The sequence below is a fragment of the Photorhabdus sp. HUG-39 genome, assembly GCF_963878365.1.
Lineage (GTDB): Bacteria > Pseudomonadota > Gammaproteobacteria > Enterobacterales > Enterobacteriaceae > Photorhabdus > Photorhabdus kayaii.
Genome location: NZ_CAWNWY010000004.1, coordinates 121,273 through 139,707, shown reverse-complemented (window position 1 = coordinate 139,707; position 18,435 = coordinate 121,273). Strand labels below are relative to the sequence as shown.

At 41.7% G+C, this 18,435-nt stretch carries 15 protein-coding genes; 8 read left to right on the top strand and 7 right to left on the bottom strand.

Translation table 11 applies throughout. The features are described from left to right. Positions 1–8 precede the first annotated feature (8 nt). The 5 genes from pstB (at position 9) to AAC155_RS04605 (ending at position 4,090) form a co-directional block, all read left to right on the top strand. Positions 9–785: a phosphate ABC transporter ATP-binding protein PstB gene (gene pstB, locus AAC155_RS04625; RefSeq protein WP_113041211.1), complete on the top strand. Its 777-nt coding sequence runs from the start codon at positions 9–11 to the stop codon at positions 783–785. A 14-nt stretch (positions 786–799) separates the two neighbouring features. Next, positions 800–1,519 carry a phosphate signaling complex protein PhoU gene (gene phoU, locus AAC155_RS04620; RefSeq protein ID WP_113041210.1) on the top strand — a complete coding sequence of 240 codons (720 nt, stop codon included), beginning with the start codon at positions 800–802 and terminating at the stop codon, positions 1,517–1,519. Positions 1,520–1,685: 166 nt separating this feature from the next. Further along, the gene (locus tag AAC155_RS04615; RefSeq protein WP_113041209.1) at positions 1,686–2,522 is read left to right on the top strand and encodes an ABC transporter substrate-binding protein; all 837 of its coding nucleotides are present in this window, start codon (positions 1,686–1,688) and stop codon (positions 2,520–2,522) included. Positions 2,523–2,607: 85 nt separating this feature from the next. Continuing rightward, a complete protein-coding gene (locus tag AAC155_RS04610; protein WP_112895597.1) occupies positions 2,608–3,345 on the top strand; it encodes an amino acid ABC transporter permease in 738 nt (245 codons plus the stop codon). A gap of 1 nt (position 3,346) precedes the next feature. Continuing rightward, positions 3,347–4,090, top strand: a complete 744-nt coding sequence (locus AAC155_RS04605) for an amino acid ABC transporter permease (RefSeq protein WP_113041208.1) — start codon at positions 3,347–3,349, stop codon at positions 4,088–4,090. Positions 4,091–4,451: 361 nt separating this feature from the next. On the opposite strand, the gene cdiI is transcribed toward AAC155_RS04605, so the two are convergent. The 5 genes from cdiI to AAC155_RS04585 all read right to left on the bottom strand — a co-directional run bounded on the left by cdiI (position 4,452) and on the right by AAC155_RS04585 (position 13,635). Then, positions 4,452–4,802 (bottom strand): ribonuclease toxin immunity protein CdiI, encoded by a 351-nt coding sequence (cdiI, locus tag AAC155_RS04600; protein ID WP_146747585.1) that lies wholly within the window; start codon positions 4,800–4,802, stop codon positions 4,452–4,454. After that, positions 4,799–10,102 carry a DUF637 domain-containing protein gene (locus AAC155_RS04595; protein ID WP_158536491.1) on the bottom strand — a complete coding sequence of 1,768 codons (5,304 nt, stop codon included), beginning with the start codon at positions 10,100–10,102 and terminating at the stop codon, positions 4,799–4,801. Before AAC155_RS04595 ends, cdiI begins: the two co-directional genes overlap by 4 nt. A gap of 29 nt (positions 10,103–10,131) precedes the next feature. Then, entirely contained in the window at positions 10,132–11,811 is a 1,680-nt protein-coding gene (locus tag AAC155_RS04590) for a ShlB/FhaC/HecB family hemolysin secretion/activation protein (RefSeq protein WP_113041207.1), read from the bottom strand. Positions 11,812–11,985: 174 nt separating this feature from the next. Further along, entirely contained in the window at positions 11,986–12,087 is a 102-nt protein-coding gene (locus tag AAC155_RS24385; protein WP_113041206.1) for a helix-turn-helix domain-containing protein, read from the bottom strand. 84 nt (positions 12,088–12,171) lie between these two features. After that, positions 12,172–13,635: an ArnT family glycosyltransferase gene (locus AAC155_RS04585; RefSeq protein WP_113041205.1), complete on the bottom strand. Its 1,464-nt coding sequence runs from the start codon at positions 13,633–13,635 to the stop codon at positions 12,172–12,174. Positions 13,636–13,828: 193 nt separating this feature from the next. Between AAC155_RS04585 and yihI the strand changes: the two genes are divergently transcribed. From yihI to AAC155_RS04570, 3 genes are all read left to right on the top strand, one after another. Then, positions 13,829–14,338, top strand: a complete 510-nt coding sequence (gene yihI / locus AAC155_RS04580) for a Der GTPase-activating protein YihI (RefSeq protein WP_113041204.1) — start codon at positions 13,829–13,831, stop codon at positions 14,336–14,338. A 193-nt stretch (positions 14,339–14,531) separates the two neighbouring features. Continuing rightward, the gene (gene hemN, locus AAC155_RS04575) at positions 14,532–15,905 is read left to right on the top strand and encodes an oxygen-independent coproporphyrinogen III oxidase (protein WP_113041203.1); all 1,374 of its coding nucleotides are present in this window, start codon (positions 14,532–14,534) and stop codon (positions 15,903–15,905) included. A 428-nt stretch (positions 15,906–16,333) separates the two neighbouring features. Further along, complete coding sequence (locus AAC155_RS04570) at positions 16,334–16,813, top strand: Hcp family type VI secretion system effector (protein ID WP_112895327.1); 480 nt, start codon at positions 16,334–16,336, stop codon at positions 16,811–16,813. A gap of 63 nt (positions 16,814–16,876) precedes the next feature. On the opposite strand, the gene AAC155_RS04565 is transcribed toward AAC155_RS04570, so the two are convergent. Next, the gene (locus tag AAC155_RS04565) at positions 16,877–17,101 is read right to left on the bottom strand and encodes a hypothetical protein (RefSeq protein ID WP_040151315.1); all 225 of its coding nucleotides are present in this window, start codon (positions 17,099–17,101) and stop codon (positions 16,877–16,879) included. Between the two features lie 8 nt (positions 17,102–17,109). Beyond that, the gene (locus AAC155_RS04560) at positions 17,110–17,862 is read right to left on the bottom strand and encodes a hypothetical protein (protein WP_113041202.1); all 753 of its coding nucleotides are present in this window, start codon (positions 17,860–17,862) and stop codon (positions 17,110–17,112) included. Between the last annotated feature and the right edge of the window lie 573 nt (positions 17,863–18,435).

The window sequence follows — 18,435 nt, the reverse complement described above, 5'->3', positions numbered from 1 at the left end:
AGAAGTAAATGAGCATAGTTAATGATATCGCTAGCAGCAAAATTCAGGTCCACAATCTGAACTTTTACTATGGCAAATTTCATGCGCTGAAAAACATAACGTTGAATATTGCAAAGAACAAAGTTACCGCTTTTATCGGTCCGTCGGGTTGCGGTAAGTCTACATTACTACGAACTTTCAACAAAATGTATGAACTGTATGGTGAGCAGCGGACAGAAGGTAAAATTTTGTTGGATGGCAATAATATCCTGACTGATAAACAGGATGTGGCGCTGCTACGGGCAAAAGTTGGCATGGTATTCCAAAAACCAACGCCATTTCCGATGTCCATTTACGACAATATCGCGTTTGGTGTCCGTCTGTTTGAAAAACTCTCCAGAGCAGAAATGGATGAACGTGTTCAGTGGGCTTTGACAAAAGCCGCTTTATGGAATGAAACCCGGGATAAGTTGTATCAGAGCGGATACAGTCTATCTGGCGGGCAACAGCAACGTTTGTGTATTGCGCGTGGCATTGCGATCCGGCCAGAAGTTTTGCTGTTGGATGAACCTTGTTCAGCCCTCGACCCGATTTCTACCGGTCGAATTGAAGAGTTGATCAGCGAATTGAAATCTGAATATACCGTGGTGATTGTGACGCATAATATGCAACAGGCCGCGCGTTGTTCAGACCACACGGCGTTTATGTACCTTGGTGAATTAATTGAATTCAGTGATACAGACACATTGTTTACCACACCAAAAATGAAACAAACTGAAGATTATATTACTGGTCGTTATGGTTAATTACGGGGCATAACATGGACAATCTGAATCTCAATAAGCATATTTCTGGTCAGTTTAACGCTGAACTGGCACATATCCGTACCGAACTGATGGCAATGGGTGGGCTGGTGGAGGAGCAACTCTCCAAAGCCATTACCGCGATGCATAATCAGGATGCCGCATTGGCGCGTGAAGTGATTGAGGATGATCATAAGGTCAATATGATGGAAGTGGCTATTGATGAAGCGTGTGTTCGCATCATAGCTAAGCGTCAGCCAACGGCCAGTGATCTGCGGCTGATTATGTCAATTTCGAAAACAATCGCTGAACTGGAAAGAATTGGTGATGTGGCAAATAAAATTTGCCAGACGGCACTTGAGAAATTCTCACATCAGCATCAACCACTGTTGGTTAGCTTGGAATCCCTTGGCCGTCATACCATCCAGATGCTGCATGATGTGTTAGATGCCTTTGCCCGCATGGATCTGGAAGAAGCGATTCGTATCTATCACGAAGATAAAAAGGTGGATAAAGAGTATGAAGGTATTGTCCGCCAGCTTATGACTTATATGATGGAAGATCCTCGAACCATCCCAAGTGTACTGACCGTCCTGCTTTGTGCACGCTCTATTGAACGAATAGGTGATCGTTGTCAAAACATCTGTGAATTCATTTTCTACTATGTTAAAGGGCAGGATTTCCGGCATGTAGGTGGTGATGAATTGGAAAAACTGTTGACGAAAGATAACGAATAGCTTGCTAACCACTTGGTCAATAATCTGAATGCTGGTATTTTTACCGGCATTTTTTTGCCTTATAATTGCTGATAGTTATAAATATAGTTATTTATATTATTTCATGCACTATAGTGAAATTGATAGCTTGGAATAATAAAGAATTAATTATTGTCAGGAGAGTTTAATGAAATCTCGCGTTCTTATTACGGCGTTATTGGCTGGGTTAACATTGGTTACTGGTGCTGCAAAGGCGGATAAACTGGATGATATTAAAAAAGCCGGCGCAGTGCGGATAGCTGTTTTCGACAGTAACCCGCCGTTTGGTTTTATTGACCCGCAAACCAAAAAACTGGCGGGTTATGATGTAGATATCGCAAATGCGATTGCGAATGATCTTGGGGTTAAATTGGTGTTGCGTCCAACTAACCCGGCAAACCGTTTACCCCTATTGGCATCAAAGAAAGTTGATTTGATTGCCGCCAACTTTACCGTTACTAATGAGCGTGCTAAGCAGGTTGATTTTTCAATCCCTTACTTTGCCACTGGGCAGAAATTTATTGCCCGTAAAGGGGTTTTAAAATCGCCTGAAGACATCAAAAACTTACGTATCGGTGCTGATAAAGGAACAGTACAGGAAATTACACTGCGTGAGCATTACCCGACAGCCAAAGTGATCTCTTATGATGACACACCTCTGGCATTTGCTGCGTTACGTAATGGCAATGTACAAGCCATCACTCAGGATGATGCTAAGTTAGTCGGTCTATTGGCTAATGTGCCGGAAGCCCAAAAAGCTGAATTTGAGATCTCTCCTTTTAGCATCACCCGTGAATATCAGGCAGTGGCTGCGGCGAAAGGACAAGAGCGCTTGGTTGAGGCGGTGAACCAAACTTTGCTGAAACTGGAAAAAGAGGGTGAAGCAGCGGAAATTTATAACCGTTGGTTTGGCCCGGAAACCAAATCGGCTCAACCGAGAGGTGACTTTAAGTTTGCGCCTTTGGAGCAGCAAACAGAGTCCTAATACTAATAAGTGATAAACCCTTGGTAACTAGCCTCGCCTGTTGTTGCGGGGCTTTGTCATTAGTAATACCGGGTAATTGTAAGATATGTTTGAGTTATTTGTTACAGAACAGTTGCTTGCTCCCCAATATTTGGGGTGGCTTTGGCAAGGTTTCCTGATTACGCTGTGGATATCCGCTTGTACCGTTGTCGCTTCCACCTTGCTAGGATTTGTATTGGCTGCTGCTCGTGATAGCCAATTGAAAATTCTCCGTTGGCCGGTAACCGCTTACACCACGCTATTTCGCAATACGCCTTTGCTGGTGCAACTGTTTTTCTGGTATTTCGCCTCAGGGCAAATACTGCCGCAAGAGGTGATGCTTTGGCTGAACACGCCTCATGAAATCAATCTATTAGGTCTACCATTGGCCTGGCCTTCATTCGAATTCCTGGCTGGATTTATTGGTTTGACTCTCTATTCAGCGCCATTCGTGGCAGAAGAGCTACGTGCTGGTATTCAGGGTATAGGGCGCGGGCAAAAATATGCAGCTCATGCACTGGGGCTCACTGGCTGGCAAGCAATGCGTTATGTGGTATTACCACAAGCGTTGAAGATCGCAACGCCGCCATTGCTAGGGCAATATATGAATATTGTGAAAAACTCGTCACTGACAATGGCAATTGGCGTGGCTGAGTTGTCATATGCTTCGCGTCAAGTAGAAACCGAAACATTGAAAACGTTTGAAGCATTCGGTGTTGCAACGGTGCTATATATCGCCATCATTGCCGTTATGGAAGGTTGGGGGCAATGGCGTCAACAACAAGCTATAACGAGAGGACATTAAAATGGATTTTTCAGTCATTGTAGAAAACTGGCGCTATCTACTGTTAGGTACGTTTCCTGATGGTCCTCTTGAAGGGGCGGCGTTGACGTTGATTATTAGCCTGATAGCCGGGGCGATTTCTATTGTATTGGGTACGGTTGCCGGTATTGCTTTGGCAATGCTGAAAGGCTTCTGGGTTAATTTGTTAGCCGCGGTATTGGGCTTTTTCCGTGCAATTCCAGTCATTATGCTGATTTTCTGGACTTACTTCCTGTTGCCTGTGATGCTTGGTGTGGAAATTCCAGAAATTACCACGGTGGTTTGTGCTCTGGCGCTGATTACATCGGCTTACTTGGCTCATGGGGTAAAAGCGGGGATTATTGCGATTAGTGCCGGTCAGTGGCAAGCAGGGCTATCATTAGGTTTTAACCGTTGGCAGGTACTTTGGTACATTGTTTTGCCACAAGCGTTGCGTATGATGGTACCTTCCTTTATTAATCAGTGGATTGCGCTGATAAAAGATACCTCTCTGGCTTATATTGTTGGCGTGGCGGAATTATCATTTCTGGCAACTCAGGTTAATAACCGCAGCATGGTTTACCCGACAGAAGTCTTTTTATTTGTCGCGTTAATTTATTTCGTGATGTGTTTGGCATTGGAATTGACAGCAAACTATCTTGTTCGCCGATTTACTCTACAGCGTAGGAAAATATCGCTTTTCCGTTTCTGGCGGAAAGAAAAATTAGTTTTGGCTCCCCAATATTAGTTTTTCTCTTTACTTAATTATCTCTATCTAAGGCATAATCTCCCTATTTTAACGATAGGGAGATGGTTAATGTTAATTTAAATCAGTAACTTTATGAGAATAAGGAAAGAATATTAAAATAACAGAATAAATAATCTTTTTAGATAATATGATGGTAATTAGCCTGAAAAATATTACAATAATTGTGCTCTTTATTCTTCCCAACAATCGAAGCAACCGAAGCTTTACCGCCGATGGCACCACCAATACCGGCAGATTCTACCGCCTCTTTGGCTATCAGTGCACCTTTTTCCCAAGCGGGCCATATGATTGTTCAAACGTTAAAAAAGATCCTAGCATTCAATGCTAGGATCTTTCTGGTTTAAGGGAGTTGAGCAAGTAAGGATTTTACTTGCTCTGTATCTTCTGGATGTAATTGAAGATATTTCTCACAGGCTAGTTTTACATACTCAAAGCAAGTAGATTCGGGAACTATGATTTCACCTTCCCATACTCCGAACATTACTCCTTCGAAATGATATTCAGGATCAGGATCATCTAAGTTTGGGAAAGTACAATAGGTTTCATTAACTCCACACCCGTCCTTTTTTAGAACAAGCGGTAAAGCCCATAAAAATTCACCTTGGGAGTATATAGAATTAAAAAACTCCTTCATAACCCACTTAGAATCATTATCATAATCTATTTTTTCGAAAAGACGTTTATTACTCATTGTGTCACCGGGAAAAAGTTAGTAACTGCACCTGTTTTTTGATCTAAATAAACTTGAAACTTCACACCACCTGCGGTTGATTCATATTCTCGTAGACTTTGAGAAACTGCATTTTTATAACCATTAGAAACAGCCTGCTGTCCAAGATCTAACATTTTTTGGTCGGAAAAAATGTTTGGATCATATACTGTTTTCTTGAATATTTGGTTTTTGTAGCCAATAACATTTCCGGTTCTATCTTTTGCTGGTATTTGATACTCAATTTGCGTAATGCCTTTAACACTAGTTGGTGTCTGGTTAACAATTTTAATTCCATTTTCAGATGCCGCTTGATTGAAAGCATTAGCATTATGTGTACCACTTATCCCTTTTTTAGATATTCCATCAAATGTGGCTAAGTGATTTTTCTGGTTAATATTAAAATGAATTCCTTCTGGGTAAGTAGTCGTTCCCTTTCCAGCTGTGCCCTGATAAGGCTGTTTATTCTTCCCAACAATCGAGGCAACCGAAGCTTTACCGCCGATAGCACCACCAATACCGGCAGATTCTACTGCCTCTTTGGCTATTAGTGCACCTTTTTCCCAAGCGGGCAACGAGTTATATAACAGCCCTAAATCGTTTTGGTTTTCTGTCGTCACAAACTGGCTGAGACGATGAGTATCTTCAGCCGATAAGCCAAACATCCATCTCAGACCACTGATGGCATCCGCTGTTTTTATCCCACCTTCCATTTCAGCCTGATAGGTCAGTGTGCATAACCCACCGTTCCCGGCACAGTGAGACAACATTTCTGCCCGTTGTGTAGCGCTCAGTTTGTTGTATTTGTTCCAGATTGCTTCGGTAGGCGTTCCTTGCTTATTGGCTTCCTGGAGTTCTCTGACCAGATTGTAGGCATTCATGGAGTTCAGGTGGTTAAAGAGAATAACAATTTCCCCGGCATTAGCCCCACTGTTAGCCCCTTTGGCGCTGTTGGTCGCAATGGCACCTGCGACGCTGCCAATGATTTTGCCACCCGCCTGAATTTTCATTGGATCATTGAATGTTTTATCCAATGTTATCGCGGCCAGTTCTGCGGCTAATGCTCCAGCCGCCGCCCCTTTGGCATCACCGCCGCCAATTTCCGCAGCAAGGGCAGAAACCGCCGCATGGCTAATGGCTTTTCCGGGTAAATCTAACACCTGACCGTTAGCCCCAATCAACCCGGCACCTTCGGCGTTAATCTGGCTGCCAATATTGGCAAGTAATGCGGTGGTAAAATTGTCCTTAAAACTACCGCCATTGATGGTTGTACCAAGGCTGGAACTGATAATGGATTGACCGGCGATCCGTTGAGCCACTTTGCTCCAGTCGCCATTGCTCAGTTTAGGTAATGTCGCTTTTGCCGGGTCAATTTGAGCGCCATTGGCGGCTTTATCCCATCCCATGACGTTATCAAAACCCGCCAGTGCGCCACCAAGCGCCATTGAGGTAATGGTTGATTTAACGGTATCGCTGCTACCCAACACTTTTAGTGCTTTGGATAGATCACCCTGATTATCCACAATAGCAACCGCCGCCTGTGCCGTCAGTGATGACATTCCTGCGGTTAATGCCCCACCCGCAACGCTATTACCCGCATAAGATGCGACAGATGCCGCCAGAGAACTGCCTGCGGTTGCTGCCGCTGCCGCAATCGCAATCACCGCAGAAACCACCGGGTTTAAATGCTGGCTTTTGTGATCCCAACTGTCATAAGCATCCTTCACCACATTCCACTGGGTATCTTTATTTTCGTTGAGTCCTTTCAGCCAGGCGGTCTCCGGTGTATTCCCCAATACAGTCAGGACATTTTGTAATGACTGACCATTTTTCGCTTTGATATCCGCGCTGACACCTTTAGCCGCTTCTACGGTCAGTTTTCCGCCAATATGAATAGAGGGAAGAACCCACTTATCTTCGGTATAACCTTTATCCCTTTGCTTAATATAAAAGCCTTTGGAATAGGTAATAGTCTGTTCAAAAGCGGTATTTTTTACCGCTTTAAAATTGACTTTACCGTGAGTGCTGGTCAATTTGGCGTTTTTATTAGTGGCAATTTGACTGGCTTCGTAAGTGCTGTCATCCCGACTTAACAGATTAATATCACCACCCGCGGTAAATTCAGTGACTTTATTAGTGACATCATGACGGGTACGTTTAGCGGTTTTCTTCCTGCCATACCAATTACGACTTGTCTCTGTGTTCTCATAATGGTTAGATTCTTCCATCGCCTGAGCGTACAGATAGCCACCTTTCGCCGCGATATCCATTGCCCCTTTGGCCGCCAGTTTAGTGGCCTGAAAAAGAATACTGCCGTTTGAAAGCACGGTTAGCACACCACCACTGGTTAATTCAGTACTTTGTTGAGTATAGGTTTCTGTGATGCTGTTATCTTTGAAATAATCAGCGCGATCTTTGTAGAAGTGATTCCGAGCCGATTCGAAACGTATATCACCACCAGAGGTAATCGTTATATCACCATCAGAAAGTAACTTTGAACCCACAGTGGTAATGGCTCCATTGGCAGCCATTGTCAGCTTTTTAGTACCACGGATTTGTGTGCCATAATTTCTGTCATCTTTATGTTCATCATAATGCTCAGGTCTGTCATCGTCATTGTAAGCAATAGCAGAGTAAAGCAGGGGCAGGAGTGTGATATTCCTTCCAGAGGACAATAATACGTTACCGTTTGCCTGTATCTGAACCGCCTTTCCGTTAATATCTGTACCGCTGATGACACTGATATTATTCCCTGCGGTTAATTGGCTGCTTAATTCTCCTGAACGTGATGAAGGGAATAATTTACTCAGTGAAGGAGATAATTCACGGGGAGCCAGATCAATACTTTTTGCAGAAGTTAAATTGATGTCTTTTTCTGCGGAGAAACGAATACTCTTAGCCGATAAATTTCCACCGGCATTAATCACAATAGAACTTTTTGCATCCAGCTTACCCACTTTAGATAACATGTTATTAAAAAGTTCTTGTTCTTTAATGAAAGAGATAATACTGCCAATTCGTTTATGTGATAATAGCACCGCATTGTTATTATCAATAGTGATATCATTATTTGCCGTTAAAGTAATATTATCACTTTTAGTTAAAAATATGTCCCGAAAAATAATATTCTTACCTGCGTTTAGCAATAAATCACCTGTTGCCTCAATGCGGCTGATTATTCTATTACCATCATGGTTGAAATATCCGACAGTCTCATTGCTTTGCAATTTCAAATCAGCATTACGGCTAATAACAGTAATGTTTTTTCCCTTGATTTTACTCTGCAATACATCAATATTATTAGCGGTGATCATGGATACATCACCACCCGAAATAACTTCCCCGGTGTTTAATGTAACAGCGTCAGTTGCTAAAATCGTGATGTTGTTATTAGCTTTGATAATATTATTGTTGTTGATTTTCCCTGAATTTAAGACAATATTTTTAGCAGATAACGCATCATAACCCCCTGCAACGGTGATTTGGGACATTTCATTGATGTCATAAGGGGGTGGTGTGCGAATATTAATATTATCTTTAAAATCAGCGACAAGATTACCGGCAGCAACAACACTGGCGGGTTCAATAATATTGCTTTCATCCTCCCATGTTTTAACGTTTCCTGATCTGTCAAAGTCTGTCCTGATATATACGTCGCCACGGGAAGACACACTACCTTCGGTTTCCTTCTCAGTATATACAATATAATTATTTAGCACGCCGGTTATTTTGCTTTCATTAATAAAATTAATTCCTGTTAAGAAAATATCTTTTCCGGCACTCATCTTACTGACAAAATTCAATAACTCATCACTGTTGATATAAATGCTCTTTCCAGATGCTATCACTCCAGGTTGCTTACTGTCAGAATTGATGGTTTCAGTTCTGGCGTGATTTATATGAATTCCCCCATCTGTAGTATTATCTCTACCAAAATCAACACGCCCAAACCATTTATCAGGAAGTGGAGTGATTAATGCAGCTTCATGAATAACCGGGTCTCCAAAATCACAGGTTTTCGTTTCATTAATAATCAGGTTTTTATCTGTTGAATCTGGTATTAACTCCTTGTTTTTAACAACAAAAACATCACGTGTATTATTAAGTTTTTGGGTCCTGACAACCAAATCCCCCTTTACCGTCTTTATCGTCGCAGATTTATTCTCAATCAGATGACCTTTATTCCCCTGAGCATCTTTCTGTATCCACATATTATTATTGGCTTGCAGCAAGGCTTTATTATCGCTATTACGCACAGTATCGCCAAATATCCGCATATCCCGGCCAGCAGTCACGCTACCTTTATTATCCAGCGTGGTATTTTCCAGGATAATATCCTGTCCCGCCTGCACGTTAATATTGGGTGAAATATGGGTTTCTTTGCCAATAATATTCAGGTCCGTTTTAGCGTTAATATTTCCCAGTTCAATTTTGCCATTGGCGTTTAAAGTAATATCACGCTGGTGACTGGTTAACTCTTTTAAATTAACGCCAACGCCCTCTTCAGTGGCAACCAGTCGGATTTTATTGGCATACATGCCGCCTAACGCTTTGGTGTCAACCGCTAATTGAGGTTTAACACCTTCGCCAGCGGCAGGTTTAACTGTGCCATCTTTTAAGCTGATTCGGTTAGCGCCTTGCGTCAGGGACAGGTTATTCGCCTGAATTTTTCCATTTAATTCCGTTGCCCGGCTGATAATATCGACATAATCCGTCGTCTTGCCATCTAACCCTTTACCGCCAATAGTGATTTGGCCTGTTTTAACCTCCAATGCTTCCAACGCGTCCTGTTTATCAAATTGGGGTTTACCCGTGGTCAGTGTTGCACTCGAAGTATTAATAAAACCACAGCCATCACAAGTAATGCCGTTGGGGTTGGCAATCATCATATTGGCTTTATGGCCGAAAATCTCCAACTGGCCTTGCAGGTTAGATTGTCCGCTGCCGGTCACTTCATTAATAATCAGTTCCGCCGCTTTTCCATGCAGATTAGGGTTAGCGTTAAGTTGCCCGGCCAGTTGCGATTGAGCCGCTTGCGTGGCGTTATTAAGCACAGCACCTTGAGTGGCGACATTGAACTCTTTATAGGTGTTGTGGGATATCCCCGCGTCATTCGGCGTGGCAATATTGACAACCGGGACATTGCCCTGATTTTGTACCTGCGTATGGTTATTATCCGGTGTGATCCCCGCGGCAATCGCCGGGTGAAGCGGCTGAATGGCGGTAAGGTAAATTAAAAGATAACTCGTGCCTCTCGCCACCGAGCTGTTGCGTTTACTCATCATACTATCCCTTTTGTTTAATTTAAGTGTTACAAAGTCAGTGATGCTGACCAATAAGTGACCCAGTGATCCGGTTTTAGGTGATCAGGGTGAATGAGGGGCTTCCCAATAGTGATGGTTTGGTTGAATCCAGGGTGAGTCAGTGATAAGCCCAGAGCCGCGCCGGTGACATTGCCGCCCTCGATTTGTCCGGTTTTTTTCTGTAACCAGCCAGTATCCAGCGCTCCGGTTAAAATGAGTTCGCCTGGAATAGGAAGTTTTGATACCCGCCAGTTTAGCTCGTTGCGCCAATATCCGCCGCGGTTGCCGGTGAGATATTGTTCTTTGAATCCCCGAACGGAATATTGTCCGCCCAGTGAGAGACGTTCGCTGGCGTAAAGGTTGTCTGGCGTGGTCTGGCCGTAAATCGATGACAGGTAATAAATGGAGTCTGTGACAGGCATGAAATAGCTGGCGCTAAGGCTGAATTTGCGAAATTGACTACGTGGCGCATCTGAGAAACGCGGATCGTCTTTGGTGGCGCCAAATGTTTGTAAACCGTGGCTTACCGTCGGGTTGAAAGTGACATAGCTTCCTGCCAGCACAGTACTGTAATTAACGCCAAGGTTGATTGTGCTCAGTGTCGGGCTGCTGATGGATAATGTTTCTTTTGCCAGTAAATTGGTGGTCCGACGGCGTGTCAGCCCCATATCCAACGCCAGTTTCTGTTTTCCATCACGATATAACGTCCGGTTTACTGCCAGCCGGTGAGTCTGACTGTCGCCGGTGTAGCGATAGGTTTGTGAACCCGTCGGGATATTCTGAAAAGAATCATTCCATGCATATTGATAACTGAATAACCAGTAACCATAAGGAATCGTCACATTGGCAGAGAGGCTGCGGCTTTGATGGCTATTGCGGAAGTCACTGTTACGGCTGGCGGATAATGACCACTGATCAGCAAGATGTAATGGATTATCCAGATTCACGCTGGTATTGATTTGCCCGGCGCCGGTACTTCTTTGACCACTGTTATCCGCTCCCAAACTGGCACTAATGGGTAAGCGAATCGATGTTCGTTTTAAAATAACCGTGGAATAACCCGATTGTTTTCCCGGCTGAATATCAATGGTCACTTGTTGAGACGGCAGGCGATTTAAACGCTCCATGCCTTGTTCAATATCTCGCAGGTTAAGCGTTTTACCCACTATGCTCGGAAAAGCCATTTTCAACGAGAGAGGTGTTTCACCGTCCAGGCTGACTGATTCAATTTTGCCTTCATTGACCGTAATAATGAGAATACCGGAGGATAAATCCTGTGCGCTGAGTCTGGCTTGGGAAGTGACATAACCCCGTTCAATATAGGCATTAGTGGTTTTTCGTACCAATGCATTAATGTCCTGCAAAGATAAGCAGTGGGATAAATAAGGGCGTGTTAAGTGCTGTTTGACTGATCGAGGCAGGCTTTTTGCACCGTCAAATTCAATTCGGTGAATGGTGTGGCAGATAGATCCTGCTGTACTCGGTGCTACATCGGGTGATGGAGGTAAAGTGATGTTGTTGCGCAGCGTTTCCCTTTGCTGTTGGGCTTGTTGCAGTAATGCTTTTTGTTGTTGCGTGATCGTTTCTTGAGCCGCAGGGCTGATCGGTGTTGAGGCATAGAGCAGTTCAGAAATTGCCAGCAGGATAAGTCCTGTCAGGCTTCGGTGATAAAGAAAACGGCTTCCCATAAATAATCTTAATAGCTTGATAATAACATTATTAAACTATTCTAATGTGGTATTATTTTCTTGTCTGAATGGATAGTGTAAAATGTGATCGAGATCGGTTATTTAATCCTGATAATGGGGAATTTAATATATTAAATTCCACAAAGTGGCGATAGGGCTGGAGATATTATCTCCTTACTTCAACTCTAGCTCTTTCAGTTTTCGTGTAATAGTATTGCGTCCCGAACCTAGCAATCGTGCAGCATCTGCGTGAGCATTATCCGATAGCTGGGGCAATTTCTATTGTATTGGGTGCGGTTGCCGGTATTGCTTTGAAATGTTGAAAGCCTATTAAATCAGGCTTTCAACTTGCAGAGAAAATTACTGATATTTTTCCGGTGACACAAAACCTACACAGACTATTGTTGGCTTAGTTTCAGGTTCGGGCTGGAAAAGAAATTCTTCCTTACTATTTATTCTTAATGTTGACCAGTCTTGCAGAACGCTGTGAAAATCTTCTTGTTCGCAGGTTTTTCCCTTTGCACCTACCAGAATAGCGCCGTCACGTATAATATCGCTTGCTTTAACATGGCGGTTATAGATATTGGGTGCCTGTTCTCCTGATATCCAAGGTTGAATAGTCTCTGGCTGACTTGGCGCGTAAACAGTCAGCCACTGATGCAAGTATTCGCCCCCGACATAATGGAGCGGTGTCGAATAGCGTTGATGCCAGCGTTGTTCCAGTTGCCAGGAAAAATCTTTGATACCTTCGAATTTATGGCCGGCACCGCGAATATTGGCTGCCATAATCAGTACATATCCCATCAGAATCAACCCTGCGACGACAATCAGCCCTCTCAGGGTATTGCGTAATGATTTCTGTGGAAAACGAGTAATAGAACCAACCAACAGCGCTGATGAAACGGACATAAAGGGGTGCAGCCATTCTGTCATTCTTCCCCCCTTATTGAATGAGAACCAGCAGTAGATAATCAGTAATGGCAACAAGATGATAATGTTTACCAATCGGTTCGGTTGCTCCTTCGGCCAGCTAATACGGCCGCCAAGCTGATAGATAATAATGCCAACGATAATCAGCGGATAAAATACCGATAATAACGATCGGGTAGTGTGTAGATTAAATCCACTATCTATTTGTGAATCTACCCATTTGAAAGCGGCAAAATCATTGTTCCATAGCCACCAGAAGTTAGGCAGGACCAGCACAAACCAGATAACCAGTGCGAGATAAAGCGCGGGTTGGCGGTAACATTGGCGAATTTTAGGTACAAACAGGGTCAATAGAAAAACTGAACCAACCAATGCCAATGTGGAATATTTTCCCATTGTTGCCAGCCCAGAACTAAGGGCAAACGCCAACCACCAACGTGGATTGTCATATACGGCTCGTAGAAAGAACAACATAATCCACGGCCAGAGCATAATTAGCAGATAATTATCGTTATATGGGATAATATCGAAGTTAATAATACCAGACAGATTCAATGTCAGCATGGCGAGCCATGCCAGCTCTTTTTTTCCTGTTAGCCGAAATGCCAGATGCCATACACCGAGCATGCTAATCGCGATAGCAATAAAGTGAATGAAATACCAGTAAAAACTCAATGAAACACCGCTTATATGGATAGCAGGCAGCATCATTACACCCACTAACCACGGATTTTTAGGTGAACCCCATTCGCCGTTTTTTCCCCAGTTCAATGCTTCGACGGCATCATAAGGGACGGTTGGGTCGAATGAATAACTCACTATCATCCATAACAAAGCATAACCAACTACCCACAAGTAAACGGATTTATAGCAAGAAGTATCAAAAATAGGCATATCGATTTATCATTTATTGAAAGCTAAGAGTAATAGAATATTTGTTGATGGTTAAACCATGCATGAATGATAAGAGATTTTTGGCTATTTTTTTTAAAAGATAAAGAGTTATTCACGGCGCTTTTCTATACGTGCAGTTTCTGCTAGATTCCGGCGCAGCAATACCCTGATAAACCAAACTGAGTAACAGGCTATGAACCCGTTAAAGAAAAAAGCACCAGCCAAAGTATCCGCTAGTAAACAGAAAAGAAAAAACCGCGAAGAATTGAATGCGGAAGGGCGTGCACGTAAGCGTGAGAAAAAACATCGTGGCAATCCGCCCGGTAACCGCAATCAGGAACAGAGCGGTGATAAACATCAGTCAGGCAAACAGCAACGTGATCCACGTCTTGGTAGTAAAGTGCCTGTTCCGCTGATCGTCGGGGAACAACCGACAAAACCTGTCGTTGCTAATAAAGTCGAGACAAAACCACGTCTGTCGCCACAGGAAGAGTTAGCAATGTTGGAAAACGACGATCGTCTGGATGCATTGTTAGAGCGTCTGGAAAATGGCGAAAGTCTGTCTAAAGAAGAGCATGCTTATGTTGACACTACGCTGGATCGGATTGACGCTCTGATGGAAGAGTTAGGTATTAAACTGGATGAGGAAGAGCGTGAAGAAGAGAAGCAGGATGACATTATGCAACTGCTGAAAGGTAACTAATTTAATCTCTCATGATCAGAGGCGGGTTAATCCTAATAACCATACTAATAGTATGTTATTTGTTATGGTTATTGGGTAAACTGTGGCGATTATCGCGGCGTAAAACCCGGCTGCGCGGAGCCACCATAGCGCAACATATTAAGCATATGAAAGCGTTACGTTTTGATGGGCAAAAACATCGGAAGGAATGAGCATGTCTGAGCAAGCCATCGTTTGGGATCTGCCTTTGATCCAGAAATACAATTATTCCGGCCCTCGTTATACTTCATATCCTACGGCGCTGGAATTCAATCAACAGTATGACAATGCAGCATTTATCCAGGCTGCTGCCCGTTACCCTGAACGACCGCTTTCTCTCTACCTCCATATCCCATTTTGCCATAAGCTCTGTTATTTCTGTGGTTGTAATAAACTGGTCACCCGTCAGAAGCATAAAGCGGATGAATATTTGCAATGGCTTGAACGGGAAATTCGTGGCCGGGCAAAGTTATTTTCTGGTCGTAAAGTGAGTCAGATGCATTGGGGCGGTGGTACGCCAACTTATCTTAATAAAGACCAAATCAGTAAATTGACGGGATTATTGCGTCACCATTTTGATTTTCTGCCAGATGCTGAAATTTCTATTGAAATTGACCCACGTGAAATTGAACTGGATATGATCGATCACCTGCGTAGTGAAGGTTTTAACCGTCTGAGCATGGGTGTGCAGGATTTCAATAAAGAAGTACAACGTCTGGTGAACCGTGAGCAGGATGAGGAATTTATCTTTGCTTTGGTCGCGCGTGCCCGTGAAACGGGTTTTAATTCCACTAGTATTGATCTGATTTATGGCCTGCCGAAACAAACACCAGAAAGTTTTGCATTTACTCTGGAGCGAGTATTAACGTTATCACCGGACAGAATGAGTATTTTCAATTATGCTCATTTGCCGAGCTTATTTGCTGCTCAACGTAAAATTAAGGAACATGATTTACCAAGTGCTGAACAAAAGCTGGATATATTGCAAGAAACAATCGCAACGCTGACAAACAATGGCTATCAGTTTATTGGCATGGACCATTTTGCTCGCCCGGATGACGAACTGGCAGTCGCTCAACGGGAAGGGAAGTTACATCGCAATTTTCAGGGCTATACCACTCAGGAAGAGTGTGACCTGCTAGGCTTGGGCGTTTCTGCTATCAGTATGTTGGGCGATAGCTATTGCCAAAATCAAAAAGAGTTAAAAAGCTATTATGCGGAATTAGAAAAACAGGGGCATGCCTTATGGCGTGGTTTAACGCTGTCCCGAGATGATTGTATTCGTCGTGATGTTATTAAAGCGCTTATCTGTAATTTCCGTCTAAATTTTACCGATATTGAGCAGCAATATGGGCTGAGTTTTACCTGTTATTTCGCGGAAGATTTGCAATTATTAACGCCACTGGTTGAAGATGGGTTGGTTGAAGTGAATGAGAAACAGATTTGGGTAACGCCACGAGGCCGGTTACTGATTCGTAATATCTGTATGTGTTTTGATATTTATTTGCGCCGGGAAGTTAGCCAGCGTCAGTTTTCAAGAGTGATTTGATTGTTCAGAACATGGTTTTTAAATAAAAGGGCAATTACATAAAATTGTAAACAGAGTCCGCCTTGCAGAACATGTTCGATTGCACCTCGGAAGAAAACGTCGCGCTGTTGAAATAGGTCTATTACTTAGACAATCGTGTGACCGAATTGACGGCACCGCCCCAATAGTTCGAGAGTTTTTACAAACAGAACAGGCGATGAGGCAGCAGAAATTAGAGCAACCAGCGCCGAAAAATAAATTTTATCGTAATTATGGGCCGAATATGTGATTTCAACTGCTCGTGAGCTATGTTTCGGAGGGAGACACAGTTAACTTTTCACTGAAAAAGTCCTTCCTGTATTCATAAGTTTTTTTATATGTTAAGTTACTTTTTTAGCCCAAAAATTGAGTTAACATCATTTGAATAAGAAACTAGGACGGTAATCTTTATGTCATACATGATTTATCTAACATTAAATGGTAAGAAACAAGGCTTAATATCAGCTGGATGCTCAACCCTCGATTCTATAGGGAATCGATACCAAAAAGGGCATGAAGATCAAATACAGGTACTCAGTCTAAATCACACAATAACTCGTAACCAGAACGTAAGTCATCATCCTATACAATTTATCAAACCCGTTGATAAATCATCCCCATTGTTAGCTATGGCTATAGATTCTAACGAATCATTAAATGGTGCTTTTATTTTTTATAGGACGAGTCAGACAGGGCAGTCAGAGCTTTTTTATGAAGTAAAAATTACGGAAGCAACTATTGTTGATATTTCCTGTACTTACCCAAATTCAATTAATAGTAATGAGTTAATGCCGTATGAGAAAATCTTTCTTAAATATAAATCCATTACATGGAACCATGTAACAGCAGGAACATCAGCCTATAGTATATGGGATGAACGGGTTTATTAAAAGTAGAAGACCACCTCCCTGGGAGGTGGCTTAAGGATGACAATTAAAGTTAAGCATATATACTTAGCTTTTTTTTCTTTCACTTAAATATGTGAGAACAAAGAATAGAACAACAATTACAATACTTCCTATTAAAGATATAATCCACCATTCATCGGGGAAGAAATACACTGATATAATTCCCCATATAAAAATGGCTACAACAGGCATATTTGACCACAATAATTCTTTAATAAATACACAAAAAAGATCTTTGAACCATCCTTTACTAAATATTTTATTTTTCATATATAAACTCAATTACCCATCATATTTGCAAGTACGCGAGCAACTTCTTCTTCGCTGATCTGCTTATTCTTGAATCCTTCTATTAAATAAATTCCCTTTTCTAATTCAGGTTCAACTATAAAATATAACATTTCCAGTTTTTGAAAATACAAAGCCCAATAGAATTGTGGACATGTTATTTTAAGTCTATTTGCTGATATTGATGCTTTCTCGTAATATCCGTAAAATTGAGCGATATTTAACAATCCACTTATAAATCGTTTGGCTACATTTTTCACTATAGTTTTTTTAATTAAATTTAAATATATAGCTTCTGCTATTATAGCTGACACACTTAATTTAATTGATTTACCTATTGCCACTTTAGCGGAAAATTTTAATATTTTCCCATATATTCTTTCTTTCTCTTTTTCTTCATTACCTTTAAATACTTCATCAATATATATTTCTGTTATTCTCGAAATGAATTTTCTTTTATTTTCATTTTTAAGATCCATCAGATTTAACTTCATTCTGTGATCTTCTTCTTTTATCCTTCCGTATACATCTTCATAACCGTCAAAAAAATATGAAAATTGCCAGAGCTTACGTCTCATACCTAAGCCTATAGTATCTACGACCTCTTCACCTAATTCTATAGTGTCATTTACTGCCCTTTCGAGACTGAGGCCTGCTACACGTTTAGCTTCTTCTATTCTCCAAAGCAAATCATTTTGCCGATCTACCTCTTTCCAGAGGTCATTTTCGATACTAGATTCCATACATAAGCTCCAACTCAATGATTAATTAAATTTTCTTCGAATTTCAGTGTTAATAGCCTACCATCAGAGATACGCATATTAACCCTCTCTGTATTTGTAGATGATAATAATTGAAAGCAGAACATCATCATTACAGCTAGTTTGTCCTCAGCTATGACTGAACTATTAACTAGAACATTATTTATTCGTTGCATTAATTTATCTCTGTCATCCATACGCTATCTCTATTATTAATTAAAAAAATTAATATAACATATTTAAATAAAAATAACCATATTAATCAAATAACAAAAATTTACTCAAAGAGTACTCGATAAGATATTAAGTTTCCGTAAAATAAAAATTCCGAATATTTTAATTTATTCTATAAAAATAATTAACGTTGTGTAATGAAATTCTGTTACTCTTTGTCGCCATCTTCAGTGTGAGACTGTAATTTAAATTGTGTAATTACTTGTTCCTGATATATTCCTTACAGCAACGCGGACAGGTAAATTATGGACGAACTGAACCAGGTGTTTAGTCCCAACATTAAGAAGTCGTATGATTTCAGCTTTTCTATGAATGTATCGT